Source organism: Acidobacteriota bacterium (assembly GCA_040752675.1).
In the GTDB taxonomy this organism is placed as follows: Bacteria; Acidobacteriota; Polarisedimenticolia; order JBFMGF01; family JBFMGF01; genus JBFMGF01.
The window spans coordinates 47,828-69,044 of sequence record JBFMGF010000061.1; the positions used below are offsets into that span (position 1 = coordinate 47,828).

Genomic DNA, 21,217 nt, shown 5'->3' on the forward strand with positions numbered 1-21,217 from the left:
TCGCTTGTGACGTATGGATCATACTGAGTCTAGAATCCCGGTCAACATCGAAGACGAGATGAAGAAGTCCTACATGGACTATGCGATGAGCGTCATCATTGGCCGTGCCCTTCCCGACATCAGGGACGGGTTGAAGCCGGTCCATAGAAGGATCCTCTATGCAATGCACGATGCCGGGAATCACCACGAAAAACCGTACAGGAAATCTGCCAAAACGGTCGGCGAGGTCATCGGGAAATACCACCCGCATGGCGATGCCGCGGTTTACGACACAATCGTGAGGATGGCGCAGGACTTCTCCCTGCGCTACTGCCTGATAGACGGGCAGGGGAATTTCGGCTCGGTTGATGGAGACCCGCCTGCGGCAATGCGGTATACCGAGATACGGATGGAGAAGATCACCCATGAGCTCCTGAGCGATATCGATAAAGAGACCGTGGATTTCGGGCCTAACTACGATGCTTCCGAGCAGGAACCCCTTGTTCTTCCTGCCTCCTTTCCGAACCTGATCATCAATGGCTCATCGGGAATTGCTGTCGGCATGGCGACGAATATCCCGCCTCACAACCTAAGTGAAGTCATAGACGCCGTAAAGATGGTAATCAACGATCCAGAAGTCACAACAGAAGAGCTCATGAAAGTACTTCCGGGTCCGGACTTTCCGACGGGGGCCTACATCTATGGGATCAATGGCATCCGGGAAGCGTACGAAACGGGTAGGGGCAAGATCGTTGTACGGGCTAAGGCCGAGGTGGAGGTCGATCCAAAAAGGGATAAGGAAAGCATAATCATTACGGAAATTCCATATCAGGTTAACAAGGCTCAGCTCATTGAGGAGATCGCTCTCCTGATTAAGGACAAGAGAATTGAAGGAATCTCCGATATCAGGGATGAATCTGACCGCGAGGGAATCCGAATCGTCATGGAGGTCAAGAGAGGAGAACAATCAGCCGTCATCCTGAACAATCTGTACAAACGAACGAATCTTCAGATTACCTTCGGCGCCATCTTCCTTGCAATAGTAAACAACCAGCCCAAGATTCTCTCGCTCAAGGAGCTGATCAAGCATTTCATCGATTTCAGGAAAGAAGTAGTCATTAGAAAGACAACCTTTGGGCTAAGGAAGGCGGAAGAGAAGGCCCACATCCTGGAAGGGCTGAAGATCGCCATCGACCATCTGGATGAAGTCATAAATCTCATCAAGAAGTCCAAGACCCCTCCTGAGGCGAAAGAGGCCTTGATCAGAAGGTTCAACTTCAGCGACATCCAGGCCCAGTCCATCCTCGACATGAAACTGCAGAGACTCACCGGGCTGGAGAGGGAAAAGATTGCCGATGATTATCAGCAGACTCTGATGCTAATCGAAAAGATGAAGCAGATCCTCGCCAGCGAGCGCCTCGTGCTTCAGATCATCTTGGAAGACATCGAGAGGATTAAGAAGGAATACGCCGACCAGAGAAGAACTCATATCGTTGCGGAGACGAAAGAGATCACCCTTGAAGACATGATCGCTGAAGAAGAAATGGTCATTACCTGTAGCCATTCCGGATACATCAAGAGGAGTCCCCTCTCCAGTTACAGGAGCCAGAGGAGGGGCGGCAAGGGCAAGATCGGGATGACAACCAAGGAAGAGGACTTCGTCGAACATCTCTTCATCGCCTCGACACATTCATACATCCTGGTTTTCACGGATTCGGGCAAGGTGCACTGGCTGAAGGTGCATGAGATCCCGGAGGTCGGGTCCGCGGGGAAGGGAAAGGCCATTGTCAATCTTATCAACATATCGTCGGGAGAAAGGGTGGCAGCTCTCCTCTCCGTGAAATCATTCGAAGAGGGGAAATTCATCCTGATGGCCACAAAGAAAGGGTTCGTGAAGAAAACGGATCTCACCGCCTTTTCCAATCCGAGAGCAGGCGGCATCAGAGCTCTGACCATCGATGAAGAGGATGACCTCTTTTCCGTAAAATTGACGGACAACCAGGGGGAGGTCTTTATCGCAACGCATGGCGGAAAATCGATACGGTTCAATGAGAAAGAGATCAGACCCATGGGGCGTGCTGCGCGTGGTGTGCGTGGCATACGATTGCGAAAGGATGATTACCTAGTCGAGATGGAGGCACTTTCCGGCCAACGCCAGATCCTGACCGTGACCGAGAAGGGGTTTGGCAAGAGGACGGACATCAAGGAGTACAGGGTTCAGGGAAGAGGAGGGAGCGGTATCATCAATATCAAGACCACCCAGAGGAATGGCAAGGTAGTGGGCGTCATGGCGGTGGAGGATGAAGACCAGGTCATGATGATCACACTTCAGGGGAAGATCATCAGGATGAGGATCAATGGGATCAGCATCTTCCGTAGGAGCACGCAAGGCGTGAGGCTAATTGAACTGGATGAGGGAGATGAAGTCGTTTCGGTCGTCAAAGTAGTAGAAAAGGAGGAGGAAGAATGAAATTCTTCATCGATACGGCAGATCTGAAGGAAATCAGGGAGGCAGAGAAGCTTGGTATCCTTGACGGAGTCACGACAAATCCGACGCTGGTCGCAAAAACGGGTTGCAAATTCGAAGATATCATCAGGGATATCTGCTCCATCGTCGATGGCCCGATCAGCGCGGAAGTCCTGAGCCTCGATGTGGACGGGATGGTCGCCGAAGCCAGGAAGTTATCCCGGATCCATAAGAACATCATCGTGAAAATCCCTATCACGGAAGATGGCCTAAGGACGGTAAAAATACTGGCTGCGGATGGGATTAAAACCAACATCACGTTGATCTTTTCTCCATCCCAGGCTCTCCTGGCCGCCAAGGTGGGTGCGGCCTACGTCAGCCCGTTTGTGGGAAGACTCGATGATGCAAGTCACGACGGAATGGATATCGTCAGAGATGTCAAAAAAATCTACGCTAATTATGGTTTCAAGACGCAGATCATCGTTGCCAGCATCAGGCATCCCCGTCACGTGGTAGAAGCAGCGCTGGCAGGAGCGGACATAGCCACCATTCCTTTTTCCGTCATCAAAAGCCTGGTGAAACATCCGCTGACAGATGTAGGGATCAAAAGATTCCTGCAGGACTGGGAAAAGGTTCCCAGATGAGTAAGCCGCTACAAGCTAAAGCGGCGCAACCTTTGCCACTATTTGGGTACAGTCTGTACGATGCCTATATACGAATATATATGCCCCCGGTGCGAGGAAAAGTTTGAAAAGCTCGTTCTGAAGGTGAGCTCCGAAGTCTCTTGTCCAAGGTGCGGTCGATCTGATGTTGAGAAACTCTTCTCCTCGTTTGCAACGGTGGGGAGGCCCAAAGGGCAGGAAAAGGCATGTGGTTCTTGCAAGAGCAAAAACTGCTCGGTCTGTTGAAAATTTCTCCCGGTAACAAGCGATGCTGATCGGTACAGCAATGCAAGCTGCAGAAAAGGATGAGGAGGTTTTCCCGGCGAGAGAATCGTCTCGATAAGAAATGTGACAGTATCGATAAGGGGGGTGGCATGGGTTACGATAAGATCGAAGAACTCAGGAAGAGGAGGGAAGAGGTTCTTGCTGGCGGGGGAGAAGAGAAAATCAGCAAGCAGCATCAGGCAGGGAAGCTAACCGCGCGGGAAAGGGTCGACCTTCTTCTCGATGCTGGAACCTTTCAGGAGATAGACCCCTTCGTCAAGCACCGCTGCATTGATTTCGGGATGGATAAAATGCGGATACCCGGAGATGGAGTAGTAACGGGTCACGGAAAGATCGATGGAAGGGATATCTTCCTCTTCGCCCAGGATTTTACGATCTTCGGCGGTTCGCTCAGTGAGACTTATGCCGCCAAGATCTGCAAGATAATGGATCTGGCGATGAAGATAGGAGTCCCCATAATCGGGCTCAACGACTCGGGAGGAGCAAGGATCCAGGAAGGAGTAGTTTCTCTCGCCGGCTATGCCGATATATTTTTGCGAAATACCCTCATCTCAGGTGTCGTCCCCCAGATATCCGCCATAATGGGGCCATGCGCGGGTGGTGCCGTCTATTCACCCGCCATCACCGATTTCAACATCATGGTGAAGGGCTCCAGCTACATGTTCATCACGGGGCCGGATGTCATCAAGACAGTAACACACGAAGAGGTCACCAAAGAAAAGCTGGGTGGCGCCATGACGCATAACACCATTAGCGGCGTTGCGCACTTTGCCGCAGAGGACGACCGGGATGCCCTTATGATAATCAGAGAGCTCCTGAGCTATATTCCATCCAACAACAGGGAGGACCCCCCGGTTCGTGAAACGGACGATCCACCAGATCGGGAAGACGAGTCGCTCGATTCAATCGTCCCGGATAACCCGAACCAACCCTATGATATGAAGAAGATCATAACAACCGTCGTGGACAATAATCACTTTTTCGAGATCCACAAGCATTTTGCAAAGAATATCATCATAGGTTTTGGAAGGTTGAACGGCCGCCCTGTAGGGATAATCGCCAATCAACCATCCGTTCTTGCCGGAACGCTTGACATAGATGCCTCCGTCAAGGGAGCGCGTTTCGTGAGATTCTGCGATGCCTTCAATATCCCTCTCATAACGTTCGAGGATGTTCCAGGATTCCTGCCCGGAACGGCGCAGGAGTTTGGCGGGATCATCAAGCATGGGGCCAAGCTGCTGTTTGCTTATGCCGAGGCCACCGTTCCCAAGATCACCATCATAACCCGAAAGTCATACGGGGGTGCTTACTGTGTCATGGCGAGCAAGCAGATCAGGACCGACTTAAATTTAGCCTATCCTACGGCGGAGATAGCAGTGATGGGACCGGAAGGAGCGGTCAATATCATTTACAAAAAAGAAGTGCCGAAGGCCGCAAACAAAGATGAATTCCTGAAAAAAAAGGTGGAGGAGTTCAGGAAGAAGTTTGCCAACCCGTATGTAGCGGCCGAGAGGGGATACATCGATGAGGTCATCCGGCCAGCGGAGACGAGGAAGAAGCTTATTAGAGCCCTCTCTCTCTTGGAAAATAAGGTCGATTACAATCCCGCCAAGAAGCACGGGAATATTCCGCTGTGACGAGAAATGTTTAAGAAGATACTGATTGCGAATAGAGGTGAGATCGCCGTCAGAGTCATGAGAGCCTGCCGGGAGATGGGGATCAGGACCGTCGCAGTTTTTTCGGAGGTGGACAGGGAATCCCTTCACATCCGGTTCGCCGATGAAGCTTATCCGATCGGCCCCGCGCCATCCATGGAGAGCTATCTCAGGATTGATAAGATCATCCAGGTAGCTCACGAAAGCGGCGCGGAAGCGGTCCATCCGGGTTATGGCTTCCTCTCCGAAAATCCGCTTTTTGCCGAGGCATGCAGGAAAGAGGGGATCATCTTCATCGGTCCCTCCCACGAATCGATGAAGGCAATGGGAAATAAGGTCTATGCGAGAGAGCTGATGAAGAGAACGGGTGTGCCGGTAATCCCCGGGACTGGCAATCTCCCAGATGACATGGCCAGCATCAAGAAGATTGCATCAGAGCTTGGATACCCCGTCATGGTAAAGGCATCAGCAGGAGGTGGCGGGAAGGGGATGAGGATCGTTCGGGATGAGGGAGAGATCGAAAGCTGTGTCAGGGGAGCCAGATCGGAAGCTGGATCAGCTTTTGGAGACCCATCGGTTTATCTGGAGAGATATTTTCCAGCACCGCGGCACATTGAAGTCCAGATCCTCGGAGATCAGTATGGAAATGTCGTCCATCTCTTTGAGAGGGAGTGTTCCATCCAGCGGAGGCATCAGAAGCTGATCGAGGAATCGCCATCGGTCGTAGTGGATGCGGCAACACGGGAAAAGCTCGGCGATCTGGCGGTGAAGGCAGCTGAAGCCGTCCAGTATGTCGCAGCCGGGACAATCGAATTCCTCAGAGACGAGCGTGGTGAGTTCTATTTCATGGAGATGAACACGAGGCTCCAGGTGGAGCATCCCGTCACGGAGCTTGTCGCCGGGATCGACCTCGTCAAGGAGATGATAAAGATAGCGGCGGGGGAGAGACTTTCCTTCAAACAGGAAGATCTGAAGATGCGTGGGTCCGCCATCGAATGCAGGATCTATGCGGAAGATTCGGAGCACGCCTTTATGCCTTCTCCGGGGAAGGTAGAGTTCATCCGCGCTCCAGGAGGCCCAGGTGTGAGAGATGACAGCGGCATATATCCCGGTTACACGGTACCCGTATATTATGATCCCCTCATCGCGAAACTCGTGGTCTGGGGGAAAGACAGAAACGAGGCGCTCCAGAGGATGAGAAGAGCTCTCGATGAGTACTCCATCCAAGGGATCAAAACGACCATACCGTTCCACAGGAAGGTTTTGAAGCATAAGGATTTCATCGCCGGGGAATTCGATACATCCTTTGTAGAAAAACTAAACAGCTTCATGTTGCCTGCAGAAGGGATCCATGAAATTGCGATAATAGGCGCTGCTATCGCGGCCCTCGAGAGGAGGAGGCCAGTCAGCATTCAAAGAGAGGCAGCGGCCAGCCGTTGGAAGATCGACGGGAGGAGCAAAGCTCTCAAGAACAGGCTTTAAGCCGGTGGTGCATGTTACTGGAAGCAAGAACAGAGAAGGGAGCCGTTCTCGTCAGAGTTGAAAAGCTGGGAGACTCTTACAGGATCTTCCTCGGCGAGAAGGAGTTCAACGTCAACGTCAAGAAGGTGGAAAAATCTTTCTATTCAATCTTGCATGATAACAGAACGTATGATCTCTCGGTTGAAGACAGCGGGAAACATGTCCAGGTGACTCTGAACGGGGAGACCTTCCATATTGAGCTCGTCAATCCTCTCTATGCTGCCACAGGCGCGGGCGCGGAAGAGATCAAGGGACGGCAGGTCATCAAATCGGTCATGCCGGGAAAAGTGATCAAGCTCCTCGTATCGGAAGGGGATTCGGTGGATGAGGGGCAGGGGCTTCTGATCATTGAAGCCATGAAGATGGAAAACGAGATAGCATCGCCCAAATCAGGCAGGGTTACCGAAATAAAAGTCAGGGAAGGATGGACGGTGGAGGCTGATGCCGAGCTCCTCGTTGTCGATTGACTTGACTCAGCAGAGAACGACTTTCTTTCCTTTCGCTGCTCCCCGCTGTGCCGCTTTTTCTATGAACTCGCGAAGGAGATGAGCCTGCGCGTTCTCCATTTCTTTGAAAAAGAGGGCAAGCAGATATCTGTTTTTGTTCTTGCCTTTCTTGATCTTCTCGCTTCTCACGACATAAGCATGGATTGAAAGAGGCACGTCCGCAGATAGTTTATGGCCGTCCGTTTCGTGGAGGTAGAGATGCATCAGGAGCTTCGTCATGACGGGAAAGTTCACCTTAGAGATACAGCACGCCCCTCCCAGACTGATGTTCGTGCACTGCAGCTCCATGAAGCCGTTTCTCCCTTCCGCAGGCTTCAATCTCAAGCTCTTGGCGACCCGGTTGTGTTTCCTTCTGTCTTTGCTTTCTGGACTCATGAACAAATTTTCTGAAAATCAATTATCATCATATTTTGATTTACTCCGATAGTCAACGAAATTCTTTCTTACGCTTTGATTGGCAATTAAATCCGTCTCTGGAATGATGTTCTACTCTGTCGAAATACACTGATGGATTGATACAATACAAGAATAAATTGTATTATAAGTTATCAAGGGGAGTGAATGGAAAGGAAAGAGATTGAAAAGATGCTAAGGAAAGTGCGCGGGGGGAGCCTCTCCATTTCTGCGGCATTGGAAAAATTAAAGAACTTTGCGTTTGAAGACATCGGATTTGCAAGGATAGATCATCATCGCCATTTGAGACGAGGATTCCCGGAAGTCATCTTCGGGCAGGGGAAAAAAGATGATCAGATCATCGAGATCATCAAGAGGATGAGAGCCAGAAAGCAATCTGTCTTTGTGACGAGGGCGTCACGCGATCTCTTCAGGAAGGTAAAGAAACTCTATAAGAACGCTTGTTTCAACGAATTGGCCCGTGCCATCACAATCATTCCGGAGGGGATCAAACCTGAACGCAGCGGCATCCTTGTCGTGACGGCCGGGACATCCGATGTCCCGGTAGCCGAAGAGGCTGCTCTCACAGCAGAGGTCCTTGGAGAAAAAGTTGAGAGGATCTACGATGTAGGAGTGGCGGGGCTGCACAGGTTGATCAGCGTAAAGGATAACATTCTTGAAGCGAATGTCATCATAGTTGTTGCCGGTATGGAAGGAGCATTGCCGAGCGTCATAGCTGGACTGGTGGACAAACCTGTCATTGGAGTCCCAACAAGTACAGGGTATGGAACTAGTTTTAGTGGCGTAGGAGCCTTGCTGGGTATGTTAAACAGCTGCGCTTCCGGCCTGGTCGTCGTAAATATCGACAACGGTTTTGGCGCTGGATGCGCAGCCTCGCTGATCAACAGGCTGACAAGTTAATCGCCGGCATTACAATTTCGTAAACCAGCTTATCTATTGAAAATTAAGCAGATATTTCCAAGGAAGCGAATTAATCCTCCCCTTAAATTTTTGCTGACTATTCCTTGACAAAACTCATATTGGAGAATATATTCTACAAAGATGTTCATGCCCTAACTGTTTGAATGCAGTATGAGTTATAGTTCTTTTTAGCCATCGGCAAGCGAGTGGAGGGAGATATAGCAGAAATTTACATGATGGTTGGAAAGAGATAGATTTCTAGAAAGAGAGGAGGGAGATCTGAATGCCACTGGTCAGAGTCAGAGAAGACGAGAGCCTGGAAAGCGCACTCAGAAGGTTCAAAAGAAAATGCGAGAAATCCGGCATCTTGTCTGAACTGAAGAAGAGGCAGCATTATGAGAAGCCCAGCGCGCGCAGGAAGAGAAAAGCTCTGGCAGCTCGCAAGAAGATTCTCAAGAGAATGGCTCAGGAGCGCAGACAAATAGAATAAGCTCATCCGAGAATCATCTTATTCTTGTATTACGAAGTACTCAGCAGGTTAAAAATCATACAATTTACCGGGGTTTGAAATTGGGCGGCTACCAGAGGAAAGATTTTATAGAAAGGATCAGAGCCTCTGCCGATATCGTTTCCACCATCTCGGACTATGTCCCTCTCAAGAAAAGTGGAAGAAGGTACAAAGCCCTGTGCCCCTTTCATTCCGAGAAAACCCCCTCTTTCATGGTCGATCCAGAAAAACAGCTCTTTCATTGCTTCGGATGCGGAGAAGGCGGGGACGTCTTCAAATTCGTGATGCTCCACGAGAAGGTGGAATTCATGGAAGCGGCGAGAGTCCTCGCGTCAAGGTGGGGGATCGAAGAGCCTGAATATACTCCGTTAGAGAAGGGGGGCAACAAAGAGAATATCTTTCAGGTCGTTGCCGAAGCGGAGCGCTTTTTTGTCAATTGCCTGAAGTCACCTCAGAAGGGGAAGCGAGCCCAGGAATATTTAAAGACGCGAGGAATAAGACCGGAAACGGTCGAGGCGCTGAAAATCGGCTATGCCCCAGATGAGTGGGAGGCTCTCACAAACTATCTCACCAGATCAAAGGGGCTGTCGCTTGAACATATCGTGGCAGCCGGACTTTCCATCCAGAGAAGCGATCGGAGCGCCTACGACAGGTTCAGAAACAGGCTGATCTTCCCGATCAGGAGCCTTTCCGGCAAGACCATCGGTTTTGGTGGAAGGATTCTGGGAGAATCCGAAGAGGCTAAATACATCAATTCTCCCGATTCTCCCATCTTTAACAAAAGCTACAACCTTTACGGATTGAACTTCGCCGCCGGTGAGATCAAAGCACATGGATACGCCATCCTCGTGGAAGGATACATGGATTTTGCCGCGCTCTTTGAAGCAGGGATAAAGAATTGCGTCGCCTCGCTTGGTACCTCTCTCACCACAGGTCATGCCGGGCTCATCAAGCGTTTCACGAACGAGGTCATCGTCAACTATGACCCCGATTCCGCAGGAAGAGCGGCAACGATCAGGAGCTTGGACATTCTCCTGTCCCAGGGGATGCGAGTCAAGGTAATGACGCTTCCCGAAGGACAGGATCCCGATAGGTTCGTCAGGGAAGAAGGGGTCAGAGCTTATATGGACAGGGTGAAGTCGGCCAGATTCTACATCGATCATCTAATCGCTGAATCGTCAAAGGGAAAGGACCTCAGGGATCCATCAGTGAAGGTCTCCATCATCAATGAGGTCCTCCCTCACCTCAGCGTGATCGACAGCCCGATGGAGAGGAGCCGCTACATCCCCGCCCTCTGCGATGCACTCAAGATAGAGGATCATGTTCTCCTTGACGAGATCAAGAGACTGGTCAAAAAGGGGAAAGAAAAGATCCATGCGGCTCTCGAGGCTCCACTCTCGTTGAGAGAGGCCGAGGCCAAACTCATCGATCTTCTCATCGACCATGAGGATTGCAGGAATTCCGTTCTGTCCATTCTTGATAAGGAGGATTACAGCGATTATGCGAGCCAGGAGATCATCGATACGGTCCTGAAGATGCATCATGATGGAGAACAAATCAATTACCTGGCCGTAAGTAATAATCTAAAAGATGAGAAGAGCCGGAGGATCCTGAGGATGGTAGCCTTCGGTCCGAAGTGGCCAGGAAATGCTGAGGAAGCCCTGGAATGCATCAACTCCTTCAGGCTGAGCAAGCTGAAAACGCGGCGTCTCAAGATCCAGAGAGAGATGGAAATGACGAACGATGAACGGAAGCTTGCAGATCTCATGAAGGAAAAGATGGAATTGAGCAGGCAGATCGACGCTCTGTCTTAGCAGGAGCTTTCACGATAGGAGGAAAAGTGGGAATAGAGTCAAAGTATGAGGAAGTCAAACAGTTGATAGACCTGGGGAGAGAGAGGGGTTATCTGATCTATGACGAATTGAATGACCTTCTTCCCGAAGAGCTCATCAATTCGGATGAAATTGAAGATGTTCTCTCAATACTCGATTCTTACGGCATTGAGGTCGTCGACTCCGAAGAAAAATTCAAAGAAAAGAAAGAGCTGCTTAGAAAGGAGGAGTCCAAGCTTGACCTCGCAACGCTCCCCATCGATAAAACCAACGATCCCGTGAGGATGTACCTCCGGGAGATGGGAACCGTCCCGCTGCTTACGCGGCAGGGAGAGGTCGAGATAGCTAAAAGGATCGAGCGGGGAGAGGGAATCGTCCTTAAGGCTCTCTCCAGGAGCGATTTCGTATCAAGAGAGATCATCCATCTTGGCAGCAGACTCAAGAGATGGAACCGCGAGATCGAAGATGTCTTCTCGTTCGACGATGAAGCGATGGATAAACCTTCCAACAGCAGAATCCGGAAGATCAAGAACTACATTGCGAGGATTGGCCGGGTCAACAGGGAGATCCGGAAATGCAAGAATAAACTGAAGAGGGCAAAAGAGGGTTCGAAACTTCATGCCAGTATCTCCACCAAACTAACCCGTCACATTGCGGATTGCGCCAACGAGATCAGAAAACTGGACCTCAGCGAGGCTCAGATCGACAAGTTCGTCAACGAGCTGAAAGAGGCTGATTATAAGATCAAGAAACATCAGAGGACAATTCAGGAGTATGAGAAGAAGATAAAGGTGACTGAGGAGAAAGCGATCCGGAAGGAATTGAGAGAGAAGGTCAACGATGCGAGCAAGGAGATTAGATCCATCGAAACGGAGATGGGCGCCAGCAGTGGAGAGATCGAGCATATCTGCTCCATGATCGGCCAGGGGGAGCGAGAAGCCAAGAAGGCCAAGAGCGAGCTCGTTGAAGCCAATCTGAGACTCGTCGTGTCCATTGCCAAAAAATACACAAACCGCGGCCTTCAGTTTCTCGATCTGATCCAGGAGGGGAACATCGGCCTGATGAAGGCGGTGGATAAGTTCGAGTACAGAAGAGGCTACAAATTCTCGACCTATGCCACCTGGTGGATACGGCAGGCCATCACGCGAGCCATTGCCGATCAGGCCAGGACGATCAGAATCCCGGTCCACATGATAGAGACTATCAACAAGCTGATCAGAACGTCGAGGAGTCTGGTCCAGGAGATCGGCCGCGAGCCGACACCTGAAGAGATCGCGAGAAAGATGGGCATGCCGGTTGCCAAGGTCAGAAAGGTCTTGAAGATTGCCCAGGAGCCGATCTCTCTGGAGACTCCCATCGGCGAAGAGGAGGACAGCCATCTGGGAGATTTCATCGAGGATAAGCAGGTTGTCTCCCCGGTGGATGCTGTGATAAATCTGAGCCTCAAGGAACAAACTGGAGCAGTCCTGAAGATGTTGACTCCCCGCGAGGAGAAGGTTCTTAAAATGAGGTTTGGCGTGGGTGAGGGAAGCGAACACACTCTTGAAGAGGTGGGGCAGAGTTTCTCGGTCACGCGCGAGAGGATACGGCAGATTGAATCAAAAGCCCTGAGGAAGCTGAAACATCCCTCGCGAAGCAAACATCTGAGGCATTTCGTCGATAGGACGTATTTTTAAAGGAGCAGAATCAATGCATCACAAGATATCTGCTCGGGTCATTTCCAACTCGATGTTCTGCTGCATTCCTTGAGGTGGAGGAGGTCGCTGGGTCACAAAGCTCAGGTGAAATAGACCTTCTTTCGGCATTGTGAAAGAAACTCGCCGAACTTTACCTGATAGGCTGAAGGTCATCAAGCAAACGTGTCAGCGAAATCGCAAGCACATTTTTTGTGATAGGGAAAGTGTTATCTCCTGCATGAATCACAAAAAGCTGTCGCAATTTCAAGTCTGACAGTGCACTCCTCATGGAGGGCGTGAGGGAAGGAGAGCTCGTTCGCTTAATCTCAAAGCCCAATCGGTGCCGGCCTCTGACAATAAGCAGGTCCAATTCAGCTCCAGTATAGGTGGCCCAGAAGAAGCATTCTTCAGATTTGGCCCTCAACTGGATAATAACCTGCTCAAGAACGAAACCTTCCCAGGAAGCACCGACTTTAGGATTTTTTTCTAAATCTTCAAAATCTCTGAGATTGAGCAAAGTGTGAAGTAAGCCGCTGTCAGTCACATATACTTTTGGTGCTTTCACCTGCCTTTTGGAGATGTTCTCATACCAGGGAGGCAACTGCCGGATGACAAGAGCTGATGTGAGCAAATCGAGGTAGTTGCGAACCGTTGTGTCGGCTATGCCAAAAGAGCGAGCAAATTCAGAAGCGTTCCATATCTGTCCATGATAATGTGCCAGCATACTCCAGAAGCGATGAAGTGTGGTTGATCTTATCGTAATTCCAAGCTGAGGTAAATCCCGTTCCAAGAAGGTTTGGATGAATGCACGGCGCCATTCATAACTGTCATTATGCGAGCGCGCAAGGTAAGACCGCGGGAATCCCCCTCGTAGCCATAGTTTCTTAAAATTCCCAACCGCGACTTCATCCAGGGAAAAGCCTTTTAGCTCATGATAGAAAATGCGCCCCGCGAGAGTTTCTGAGCTTTTGCAAATTATCTCTGGGGATGCACTCCCAAGCACGAGGAAGCGGGTTGCCGATTTGGGACGGTCAACCAGGACACGGAGCACAGGGAAAAGTTCAGGTTGACGCTGAATTTCATCAATAACGACAAGACCCATAACATCTTTTAAGGCAAGCATGGGATCTCTGAGTCGAGCAAGATCTTCAGGGTTCTCAAGATCGAAATAAGTGTAAGGTTTTTTCAACCGAGCGGTGAATAAGCGCGCAAGGGTTGTCTTTCCAACCTGGCGTGCTCCGATGATTCCCACAACAGGATGTCGTCGCACGAGGTTACCTAGTATCTCAAGCTCTCGAATGCGTTTTATCATGGTGCTATGCTACCTTGAAAATTCGATAGTGTCAACCGAATATTCAATGTAAAGAATAAGAATTTCTTTTTTCCTTCTTTCCGGATTTCAGCCGTTTCGAGATGGGAAGCTTCAATGCTTCCTCATACTATAATGAAACCGCTTAAATAGAATGTGGGCCCATAGCTCAGTCGGTCAGAGCAACTGACTCATAATCTGTTCAGAGGGATTTACGCAAGTCATTGAAAATGCGTGAATCTCTTTTTTTATGAATCACTTGCCATTGTTTCTGATTTAGTTTCTGTCAGGTCTATTCAGGTCTGTTTAGGTGTGTCATGGACACCATATGGACACCACTTTTTGTCCTTATAAAAGACAAAAAAACAGGAGCCCTATCCTCCCATATTTACCCAAAATAGTTTTTAGGACAGAAGCTCCTTTGAAACTTTTAATATATTTTATACAGCTCTTATCAAGGTAAAACAATTAAAATTTCTAGATCAAGAATTTCATTCACAGCTATGTCATGAACACTGCCCTGTAATATTTAATTTTCTCAGCTTAGCCTTTTTAATACTGCTTTCTGAATTACGGAGAATCTATCTTTTGCTGCAAAGTCTTTATATAAACTTTCAGTCAAGGAGCCCTTTGGATAATTTGTTTTTTCTTGAATAGCGGGTTGCACCAATAACATCGTGGACTAAATCCTAATGCTCAGGAAACCAATAACATCGTGGACTAATCGATACTTTTTATCTATCCAATGAAAGCAAGGGATCAATAATTGGACCTCTAACTGGAAAAGAGAATGATTTGATAATCTTGTTTTCATATTTGACACCAGTTTTCCTCTATGAGTCACAACGGTAGCAATCACACACTGGCCTTCCAGTTTTCTTCTGATGAAATAAGTGGCTCCATTGACCTCGATGCGACCATGAGGATCCACTTTCCTGACAAAGGAGACCTTTCCCCTGGCCACGAGAAGATTGAGATGATGCTTGGCATCCATGTATTGTTCGAGGGTAAATCCCTCTGGCAGGTGTCTGAGAGTTGTCCAGAGACGATCTCGAAGGACTCCTGGGAATCTCGTTCCATGCTCTTTTTGTGTGAGACTCCTGTGGGGTTTCTCATAGTGGTAATACCGCAAGAACTGGTCTGTCTTTCTCTTGAGCACAGTCCGAGTTGGGCAGCGATGCCTTCTGAGTACCCGATCCTGCCAGAGGTTGTTAAAACTCTCCACCGAGGCATTTCTCCCAGGTTCTCCTTTGGTAGAAATGGAAGGAATGTGACGAACTCTTCTTTGTTGAAGCTCCCAGTGAATGACTTCAGCTCCGATTCCAGAGAAGGCAGAGCGCCTGCTCTTGCTTCGATGAATCCATTGAAGGATTTTACAAGGGCCTTTTCCTTGCTTGTAAAGTTGTATTGCTTGACAGCGTTTCTCATAATCGCTTTGAATCTTCATCGCCATTTTCTCCTTCCAAAAAGTTTTGGAAGAAGTTTAGGCGATGTTGATTTTAGTCTACTATGTGATTAGTTTTTTTAGTCCACGATGTTATTGGTGCAACCCACTAATTCTTATCCTTCCCATTTCTGGAATCTGTCAGGGTGATGAAAATGTTTAATGTATCCTGGGCGACTGCCACGATTGAGAATGACAACAGATGAAATTCTTTGAGATTTTTTTATGAATTTGGGGTTAAATAAATAGAGAGGATAGTAGATGAACAAGAGCACAGCGCAGGATCTGTTTAAACGCCACCACCTGTCCCTCTTCAGGTATTTGAGAAGAATGACAGAGAATTCAGATCAAGCAGAGGAATTGACACAAGAAGTTTTCCTCCGCGTCTTGCGAGGTCTTTCAAATTATAGAGAGGAAGGCCGGGAAGAAGCCTGGCTATTTCAAATTGCAAGAAATTTGGTCTTGAACAAGCTTCGAGACAGAAATCGACAACCAAAACTGGAAATGCTGAATGATATGAGAAATCCTTCTTATCCAGCCAGGCAATTGGAAAAACTGGGACTGGAGCAAGCCTTGAGTCGATTGAATGACGCAGATCGAGAGATCTTTCTGCTGCGTGAGATTGCAGGTCTTGGTTATGAAGAAATTTCAAGGGTATGCGACCTTTCAGTTGATGCGGTTAAGTCACGCATTTATCGTGCTCGTATAAATCTTCGCGCATTCATGTCCATGAAAAGCGAGCCATAACGGATATGAAATGGGAGGATTCAAAATGACGGACAAGGATTCCATGGTTATTCTTTCCGCTTTTCTTGACGGAGAAGAAACCGATGAAAAGAAATTGGCAGAAGCGCTTGCAATGCCCGGAGCGCTGGATCTCCTTCGTGATTTTGTGCATTTGAGAGCCGAGCTGAAACGGGATGGGAGTCACCCTCGCCCAATCTTTTATAAAAAGATGCAATCCATGCTGATGACGGCTCCACCGAAGAGAAAATGGTGGAAGATGATCGTTCCTGTTCCAGCTCCAGCTCTCGTTCTATTCGTCATCTTCATGACCTTTCTGGCCGTCTTCTTGATCTTTAAATCAGGAAGAGGAAAAACTCATGAAAAACCTCCGGAACCTGCTCGTGTAGTCTTTTTTGAGCAGGGAGTTGATTGGAAGAAGTTACCAGATTCTTGAAACTATCGAATCGTTATAAAAAAGGAGATGCATCCATGAACAAGAGGCGATTTCCAGTAATAATGTCCTTATCGTTTATGATTCTATTCAGCGCTGTCCTGCTCAGTGGAAAAATCTCAGGAAAAACTGAAACCCTTGAACCCTTCTCTCCGGAAGGGGAAATGGTTCATGTTGAACTTCGTATCCTTGGGACTGATTTCAGCAAAGGCATTCATGGCAAGACATCTCAGATCAGCTCCGCAGGATATACCCTGGCTGTGGGGCAGTCAGGCTTTCTGTATGCAGGAGTTGGGGAATTTAACCAGCAGGGATTCGATGCAGGAAATCTTTGCACGAATTTCATTGGAAGCGAACAGGCCTTTAGAAAACAGGAGCTGCTCTTTCAATCACCGCATGTTTGGTTCATTGAAGTTCAAGCGCTGCCGGTTGAATTTGGGAAGATTTCCCTGAAAACGAACTGGGAAAGTTATTATTCAAAACGGAGGGGAAGCGCTCAGAAAAGAGGTGGTGACGCAAGAGGTATTATCCTTCGAGAAAAGGAGAGTCATTTCCTCGATTACATAAATGTCGCGCCTTCCGATAAATTCCTTTGCAATTCCAATATTATTGTCGAAATCACGGCAGAAATTGAGGAAGACACTACCCTAAAAGATAAATTACTCAGATATGACATCTGGCTCCAGCATAAGGGAAAATCTGGAGAGGTAGAAGATCGCCGGTGCATCACATCAGGACGGCAGGGAGACAAAACCGATTTCTATTTCTTCCCCCTCAGGTTTCCGATAAATGAAGGAATTCTCTCTGATGGATCAAGCCTTGAGATGATCCTCGAAATCTCTGGCAATCTCCGGGGGCGTATCAGATCCGATGGCACGATTATGGTCGAACTGGATGCCATGCGATGGATTGATGCTGAAAGAACCGGTTCCTCCCGGCGGGGTGGAGTGGGTGATGGTGGAACAAAGATTTTTTCTTTGAAGCCAGGAGAATCCGTTCAATTCATCTTGCCGCGACCGACAGGAGCCAGCGGATTATCTGACTTCTCAAAAGAGCATATCAGCAAAGGTCCTTCGCCAGCTGCCAAGAACAACATAAACATTGGGGAAGGCTTTGTTGTGGACCATGGAGAATTCTTTGATGGTCACGAAGATTCTCTCATTCTCACTGTGACAATTGATTAAGGCATTGTCATTCAAAGTAAGAAAAGAGTTGGCCATGGCGCAAAGCTTCCGGGAACAGGGCGACGTGTTTCCTCCGCGGTCGAGTTCCTACGGTTATATTCCTCTCGCAATGAATGAAAATATGAGAAATCCCGAAAAGTATCAAAAAATATCTCATCTCCGAAAAAAGTCCTTGACCTTGTACCTAAGTCCAGGCTGTATATTAAAATAGCAAAAGATGCAAGGAGTGAATGAAGATGAAGGAAACCGGGTTGCTCATGGGAGAAGTAGCGAAACAGGCTGGCGTGAACAGGGAGACGATCCGCTATTATGAGCGCATCGGGCTGTTGCGGACTCCTTTGCGCACTCACTCAGGGTATCGCCTTTACCCGTTCGATGTGGTGGCACAAGCCCGGTTCATCAAACGTGCCCAAGAACTGGGATTTTCGCTCAAGGAGATTTCGGAGCTTCTGTCTTTGCGGGTAGACCCGGATACCAACTGCAGTGAGGTCAGAAGACGGGCTGAGGTTAAAATCGCCGACATCGAAGAGAAGATGCAGGCTCTCCAGAGAATGAAGAAGGCGCTCACGAAGCTGGTGGCCTCATGCCGTGGGCGAGGTCCGACGAGCGAGTGCCCGATATTGGAGGCACTGAATAGCGCGTGGAGAAAGAATAATGCTAACAGTTGAACTCATCGTTGCTCCCGATTGCCCGAATGCGAAAGCTGCAAGAGAACAACTGCTGCGGGCGTTCACTGATGCCGGACTTTCTCCTCAATGGCAGGAATGGATCAGTGGTGCTCCTGAGAGTCCGGCATACACGTACGCTTATGGTTCGCCGACCACCCTGGTCAATGGTCAGGATGTTGCTGATGCTTCACCATCGGCTAAGGGACACTCTTGCCGGCTTTACATGGACAGAGAAGGACAATTGAGCGGTGTACCCTCCGTTGAGGCGATTACATCAGCGCTTTTAAGGGCAAAGGGATCAGAATCGCTTGAGACCGGAGCAACTGTCAGGCCCGGAAGTAGTCGGCGCCAAACCTTAGCTGTGATTCCCGCAATCATCACAGCTTTGCTTCCAAAGCTGACCTGCCCTGCTTGCTGGCCAGCTTACGCCGGGCTTCTCAGTGCTTTCGGTCTCGGTTTCGTCAATTACACACCTTACCTGTTGCCGCTGACTGCTCTATTCCTTATTCTGGCAGTCGGTTCGCTCTGGTACGGTGCGAAGAACAGACGAGACTATACGCCATTCATGCTCGGCATCCTCTCGGCGAGCACGGTGATCATCGGCAAGTTCGTCCTCGAATCTAAATGGGCCATGTACGGAGGTATCGCACTCCTGATGGGCGCATCGCTCTGGAACGCATGGCCGCTACGAGTGAGCAAGAGCGGCTCCTGTTCTGAATGCGCTCCAACTGGAACACTTATGCAAAAAGATTTGCAAAAATTAAGTAAAGAAAGGAGACAATAACAATGCGCAAAAAACGCAAAATTGAAGTCTTCAGTGCGGGATGTCCCGCATGCGAAGCGACGATCGAGCTGGTTAATCGAGTTGCCTGCCCATCCTGCGAGGTCAGCGTCTTGGATATGAGAGATCCCAGCATTGCGGGCAGGGCGAAAAGCCTGGGGATTCGCACGGTTCCCACTGTGGTGATTAACGGTAGACTGGCTGATTGTTGCGCAGGACGCAGTCCCGATGAAGCCACGCTGCGCGCTGCCGGATTGGGGCAACCGATTTGATGATAAGTCACATCCGTAAAAGGCAGGAGTGGGCGCTCTTTTCTTTGCGCCCACCCCTTGCTGGAGATTGAAATCACTTGCCCTTAAGCTCCTGAATGCACTCTTCCACTCCTGCCAGTTCCTTCTTCAATTGGTCTCTGTACTCTTCCATCATTTCTTTTTCTTCTCGTGCTGATATGAAGCGCCGGAAGAACGAACCGCAACCACATCCGCAACAGCCGCAGCTACATCCCCAGGATCTATGACTTCGTTGACTTCCACTCGGTCGACACATCTTTCTTCACCCCCTTCTATGAAAAAGTTTTGCAAGGATTTTTTGACTCCCTGTTTTTATCCCGAGTTATTCTTCGGGTTTTCGACCTTTTATCAATTCTTAAACCATCTTTTTGCAGATTATTACTTCCTTGGTTTAAATCTCTTCCATTCATGAATGATCCAAATATAAAATATTAAGCATTTTAGTAATTGCTTAACTATATATTCAAAAAATTTTGACCCCTTCTCTCAGGACTCAATTTCTTTAATTCTTTTTCGGACGGTTCTCAGTTCTCTTTGCAATTCCTTCTCATATTTTTTTAATGACTCCATCCTTGAGCTCTTCAATTCGTTTTCCCTGAATTTACCTGTTCTTCGGCACCCACAAACGCAAACTTCATTCAATACCTGTCGGCAGCATTCCAGGGCCTCCTCATCTATCGAGTAGGGTATCCAGTAACCGTTTCTTACACTCCTCACCAGTCCCGCGTGCTTTAATATTCCTAAATGTTGTGATATGGCGGCAGGTGTTATGCCAATCTGTTCTGCAATATGTTTGGAACCAAGAGGACCCCTGGATTTTAAGAGCTCAATGATTTTAACCCGTGTTCCCACGGCCAGTACTTTAAACATTTCTGCAGGTTCTAACTTCATATTCTCAGATTCTCTTTCGATTAAGCATTTTAGCTACCGCTTAAATATACATCATCAAAATATTACTGTCAATGTATCAAGCCGTTAAATTTTGATGCGACTCCGATTGAGTTATGCGCTACCATTTTCAACTTGGCAAAATATGGAAGAGGATATGATGAGGAACTGAACCCGTCCCGAACTTCTTATAAACTTCTTCTTCGGGGTCGATAATCACCTGAAAGGTCAAACGGTCCATTATTTCTTGACCAATTCAGTCTCAAGCGCAATGGGATTGACCAAGCAATACACCCCAGGACACCTTTCATGAGCCAACCTCTCAAGCTCCCTTAGCTGTCCCTCCTTCGCACTGCTCTTGACAACAATAGAGATTTTGGCCTTCTCCACAATTGGATTATTTGTCAGTCCCAATGTCTTGCTCAGGTCAGTGAAATTCTCGGCTGAGACCCTCAAGTCATCAATTTGAATCCCCATCATAGTCGCCGTTGCCATGAATGTCCCGGCAAAACAGGCAGCCAGACCAAAAAGACAATATTGAATAGGATCCGGGGCCAATCCTTCGCCACCCATAAAAGGCGCAAAGTCAGACCGAAGAATTGTTTCTCCTTTCGGATACTGGACTTTCGACCCAATCTGAGGCTTTCCCTCATCGAAATTCCATGAGCATTCAACTCTCTTGCTCTTTTTCGCCTTTGAGTAATCCCCTTTGACTTCTCCCAGGAATGTTTTCATCCCCTCCAAATTCATGTGATTCATTCCCATTTTAATCCCTCCTCTTATTTGATACGTCTGATGCTCTCGACCATCTTTCCGTTCTCCTGAAAAGGATTTAGCTCTCCGTGGTTAAGGCAGGGGCTTTCTACATCAATCTATCACCTGCCATCTGTATATGCAATGCCCCGGTCATCTGTAACCGGGCCGAATTACATACCTTTAATTTCAGGTTCTTCTCCAGATTAGTTGATATGAGCAAAAGCATTTTTAACAACTAAAGAAAAATATTCAAGATCATGATACCCGTAAGCCTTTCGTTTGATGACCTTGATCTTATTGATGATTCCTTCCATC

23 protein-coding genes are annotated in these 21,217 nt (G+C 48.5%); 16 read left to right on the top strand and 7 right to left on the bottom strand.

The features are described from left to right. The first annotated feature begins 13 nt into the window (after positions 1-13). From gyrA to AB1756_06275, 6 genes are all read left to right on the top strand, one after another. Positions 14-2,449 carry a DNA gyrase subunit A gene (gene gyrA, locus AB1756_06250; GenBank protein ID MEW5806927.1) on the top strand — a complete coding sequence of 812 codons (2,436 nt, stop codon included), beginning with the start codon at positions 14-16 and terminating at the stop codon, positions 2,447-2,449. Continuing rightward, complete coding sequence (gene fsa, locus AB1756_06255; GenBank protein MEW5806928.1) at positions 2,446-3,090, top strand: fructose-6-phosphate aldolase; 645 nt, start codon at positions 2,446-2,448, stop codon at positions 3,088-3,090. Before gyrA ends, fsa begins: the two co-directional genes overlap by 4 nt. 60 nt (positions 3,091-3,150) lie before the next feature. Further along, positions 3,151-3,354 (top strand): zinc ribbon domain-containing protein, encoded by a 204-nt coding sequence (locus tag AB1756_06260; GenBank protein ID MEW5806929.1) that lies wholly within the window; start codon positions 3,151-3,153, stop codon positions 3,352-3,354. 128 nt (positions 3,355-3,482) lie between these two features. Beyond that, complete coding sequence (locus tag AB1756_06265) at positions 3,483-5,030, top strand: acyl-CoA carboxylase subunit beta (protein MEW5806930.1); 1,548 nt, start codon at positions 3,483-3,485, stop codon at positions 5,028-5,030. A 6-nt stretch (positions 5,031-5,036) separates the two neighbouring features. After that, on the top strand, positions 5,037-6,530 hold the full coding sequence (accC, locus tag AB1756_06270) for an acetyl-CoA carboxylase biotin carboxylase subunit (GenBank protein MEW5806931.1): 1,494 nt from the start codon (positions 5,037-5,039) through the stop codon (positions 6,528-6,530). An 11-nt stretch (positions 6,531-6,541) separates the two neighbouring features. Beyond that, positions 6,542-7,036: a biotin/lipoyl-containing protein gene (locus AB1756_06275; protein ID MEW5806932.1), complete on the top strand. Its 495-nt coding sequence runs from the start codon at positions 6,542-6,544 to the stop codon at positions 7,034-7,036. A 6-nt stretch (positions 7,037-7,042) separates the two neighbouring features. Here the strand turns inward: AB1756_06275 and AB1756_06280 are convergent, their stop codons facing one another. Beyond that, on the bottom strand, positions 7,043-7,450 hold the full coding sequence (locus tag AB1756_06280) for a PilZ domain-containing protein (protein ID MEW5806933.1): 408 nt from the start codon (positions 7,448-7,450) through the stop codon (positions 7,043-7,045). Positions 7,451-7,636: 186 nt separating this feature from the next. Between AB1756_06280 and larB the strand changes: the two genes are divergently transcribed. The 4 genes from larB (at position 7,637) to rpoD (ending at position 12,405) form a co-directional block, all read left to right on the top strand. Further along, a complete protein-coding gene (gene larB, locus AB1756_06285; GenBank protein MEW5806934.1) occupies positions 7,637-8,389 on the top strand; it encodes a nickel pincer cofactor biosynthesis protein LarB in 753 nt (250 codons plus the stop codon). A 283-nt stretch (positions 8,390-8,672) separates the two neighbouring features. After that, on the top strand, positions 8,673-8,879 hold the full coding sequence (rpsU, locus tag AB1756_06290; GenBank protein MEW5806935.1) for a 30S ribosomal protein S21: 207 nt from the start codon (positions 8,673-8,675) through the stop codon (positions 8,877-8,879). A gap of 80 nt (positions 8,880-8,959) precedes the next feature. After that, positions 8,960-10,711: a DNA primase gene (gene dnaG / locus AB1756_06295; protein MEW5806936.1), complete on the top strand. Its 1,752-nt coding sequence runs from the start codon at positions 8,960-8,962 to the stop codon at positions 10,709-10,711. 26 nt (positions 10,712-10,737) lie between these two features. Further along, the gene (gene rpoD / locus AB1756_06300) at positions 10,738-12,405 is read left to right on the top strand and encodes an RNA polymerase sigma factor RpoD (GenBank protein ID MEW5806937.1); all 1,668 of its coding nucleotides are present in this window, start codon (positions 10,738-10,740) and stop codon (positions 12,403-12,405) included. A gap of 151 nt (positions 12,406-12,556) precedes the next feature. Here rpoD and AB1756_06305 read toward each other — a convergent pair whose 3' ends face one another. Next, a complete protein-coding gene (locus AB1756_06305) occupies positions 12,557-13,717 on the bottom strand; it encodes an ATP-binding protein (protein ID MEW5806938.1) in 1,161 nt (386 codons plus the stop codon). A 679-nt stretch (positions 13,718-14,396) separates the two neighbouring features. Further along, positions 14,397-15,167 carry an integrase core domain-containing protein gene (locus tag AB1756_06310; protein MEW5806939.1) on the bottom strand — a complete coding sequence of 257 codons (771 nt, stop codon included), beginning with the start codon at positions 15,165-15,167 and terminating at the stop codon, positions 14,397-14,399. 252 nt (positions 15,168-15,419) lie between these two features. Between AB1756_06310 and AB1756_06315 the strand changes: the two genes are divergently transcribed. From AB1756_06315 to AB1756_06340, 6 genes are all read left to right on the top strand, one after another. After that, complete coding sequence (locus AB1756_06315) at positions 15,420-15,905, top strand: RNA polymerase sigma factor (GenBank protein MEW5806940.1); 486 nt, start codon at positions 15,420-15,422, stop codon at positions 15,903-15,905. 25 nt (positions 15,906-15,930) lie between these two features. After that, on the top strand, positions 15,931-16,338 hold the full coding sequence (locus AB1756_06320) for a hypothetical protein (protein MEW5806941.1): 408 nt from the start codon (positions 15,931-15,933) through the stop codon (positions 16,336-16,338). 161 nt (positions 16,339-16,499) lie between these two features. Next, entirely contained in the window at positions 16,500-17,519 is a 1,020-nt protein-coding gene (locus AB1756_06325) for a hypothetical protein (protein ID MEW5806942.1), read from the top strand. A gap of 236 nt (positions 17,520-17,755) precedes the next feature. Then, complete coding sequence (locus AB1756_06330; protein MEW5806943.1) at positions 17,756-18,187, top strand: MerR family DNA-binding protein; 432 nt, start codon at positions 17,756-17,758, stop codon at positions 18,185-18,187. Beyond that, the gene (locus AB1756_06335; protein ID MEW5806944.1) at positions 18,174-18,971 is read left to right on the top strand and encodes a MerC family mercury resistance protein; all 798 of its coding nucleotides are present in this window, start codon (positions 18,174-18,176) and stop codon (positions 18,969-18,971) included. Before AB1756_06330 ends, AB1756_06335 begins: the two co-directional genes overlap by 14 nt. Before the next feature lie 2 nt (positions 18,972-18,973). After that, the gene (locus AB1756_06340; GenBank protein ID MEW5806945.1) at positions 18,974-19,240 is read left to right on the top strand and encodes a thioredoxin family protein; all 267 of its coding nucleotides are present in this window, start codon (positions 18,974-18,976) and stop codon (positions 19,238-19,240) included. Positions 19,241-19,390: 150 nt separating this feature from the next. Here the strand turns inward: AB1756_06340 and AB1756_06345 are convergent, their stop codons facing one another. The 4 genes from AB1756_06345 to AB1756_06360 form a co-directional block, all read right to left on the bottom strand. After that, positions 19,391-19,549, bottom strand: coding sequence for a hypothetical protein (locus AB1756_06345; protein ID MEW5806946.1), 159 nt, complete (start codon positions 19,547-19,549; stop codon positions 19,391-19,393). 195 nt (positions 19,550-19,744) lie between these two features. Continuing rightward, entirely contained in the window at positions 19,745-20,149 is a 405-nt protein-coding gene (locus tag AB1756_06350) for a metalloregulator ArsR/SmtB family transcription factor (protein MEW5806947.1), read from the bottom strand. Between the two features lie 237 nt (positions 20,150-20,386). Beyond that, positions 20,387-20,881: an OsmC family protein gene (locus AB1756_06355; GenBank protein MEW5806948.1), complete on the bottom strand. Its 495-nt coding sequence runs from the start codon at positions 20,879-20,881 to the stop codon at positions 20,387-20,389. Between the two features lie 224 nt (positions 20,882-21,105). Further along, positions 21,106-21,217, bottom strand: a 112-nt coding sequence (locus AB1756_06360; protein ID MEW5806949.1) for a transposase, incomplete at its 5' end; no start/stop codon positions are given.

Coding starts and splice junctions, on each gene's coding strand:
- gyrA (MEW5806927.1), top strand. CDS start 14: ATGGATCATACTGAGTCTAGAATCCCGGTCAACATCGAAGACGAGATG.
- fsa (MEW5806928.1), top strand. CDS start 2,446: ATGAAATTCTTCATCGATACGGCAGATCTGAAGGAAATCAGGGAGGCA.
- AB1756_06260 (MEW5806929.1), top strand. CDS start 3,151: ATGCCTATATACGAATATATATGCCCCCGGTGCGAGGAAAAGTTTGAA.
- AB1756_06265 (MEW5806930.1), top strand. CDS start 3,483: ATGGGTTACGATAAGATCGAAGAACTCAGGAAGAGGAGGGAAGAGGTT.
- accC (MEW5806931.1), top strand. CDS start 5,037: ATGTTTAAGAAGATACTGATTGCGAATAGAGGTGAGATCGCCGTCAGA.
- AB1756_06275 (MEW5806932.1), top strand. CDS start 6,542: ATGTTACTGGAAGCAAGAACAGAGAAGGGAGCCGTTCTCGTCAGAGTT.
- AB1756_06280 (MEW5806933.1), bottom strand. CDS start 7,450: ATGAGTCCAGAAAGCAAAGACAGAAGGAAACACAACCGGGTCGCCAAG.
- larB (MEW5806934.1), top strand. CDS start 7,637: ATGGAAAGGAAAGAGATTGAAAAGATGCTAAGGAAAGTGCGCGGGGGG.
- rpsU (MEW5806935.1), top strand. CDS start 8,673: ATGCCACTGGTCAGAGTCAGAGAAGACGAGAGCCTGGAAAGCGCACTC.
- AB1756_06305 (MEW5806938.1), bottom strand. CDS start 13,717: ATGATAAAACGCATTCGAGAGCTTGAGATACTAGGTAACCTCGTGCGA.
- AB1756_06310 (MEW5806939.1), bottom strand. CDS start 15,167: ATGGCGATGAAGATTCAAAGCGATTATGAGAAACGCTGTCAAGCAATA.
- AB1756_06315 (MEW5806940.1), top strand. CDS start 15,420: ATGAACAAGAGCACAGCGCAGGATCTGTTTAAACGCCACCACCTGTCC.
- AB1756_06320 (MEW5806941.1), top strand. CDS start 15,931: ATGACGGACAAGGATTCCATGGTTATTCTTTCCGCTTTTCTTGACGGA.
- AB1756_06325 (MEW5806942.1), top strand. CDS start 16,500: ATGGTTCATGTTGAACTTCGTATCCTTGGGACTGATTTCAGCAAAGGC.
- AB1756_06330 (MEW5806943.1), top strand. CDS start 17,756: ATGAAGGAAACCGGGTTGCTCATGGGAGAAGTAGCGAAACAGGCTGGC.
- AB1756_06335 (MEW5806944.1), top strand. CDS start 18,174: ATGCTAACAGTTGAACTCATCGTTGCTCCCGATTGCCCGAATGCGAAA.
- AB1756_06340 (MEW5806945.1), top strand. CDS start 18,974: ATGCGCAAAAAACGCAAAATTGAAGTCTTCAGTGCGGGATGTCCCGCA.
- AB1756_06350 (MEW5806947.1), bottom strand. CDS start 20,149: ATGAAGTTAGAACCTGCAGAAATGTTTAAAGTACTGGCCGTGGGAACA.
- AB1756_06355 (MEW5806948.1), bottom strand. CDS start 20,881: ATGAAAACATTCCTGGGAGAAGTCAAAGGGGATTACTCAAAGGCGAAA.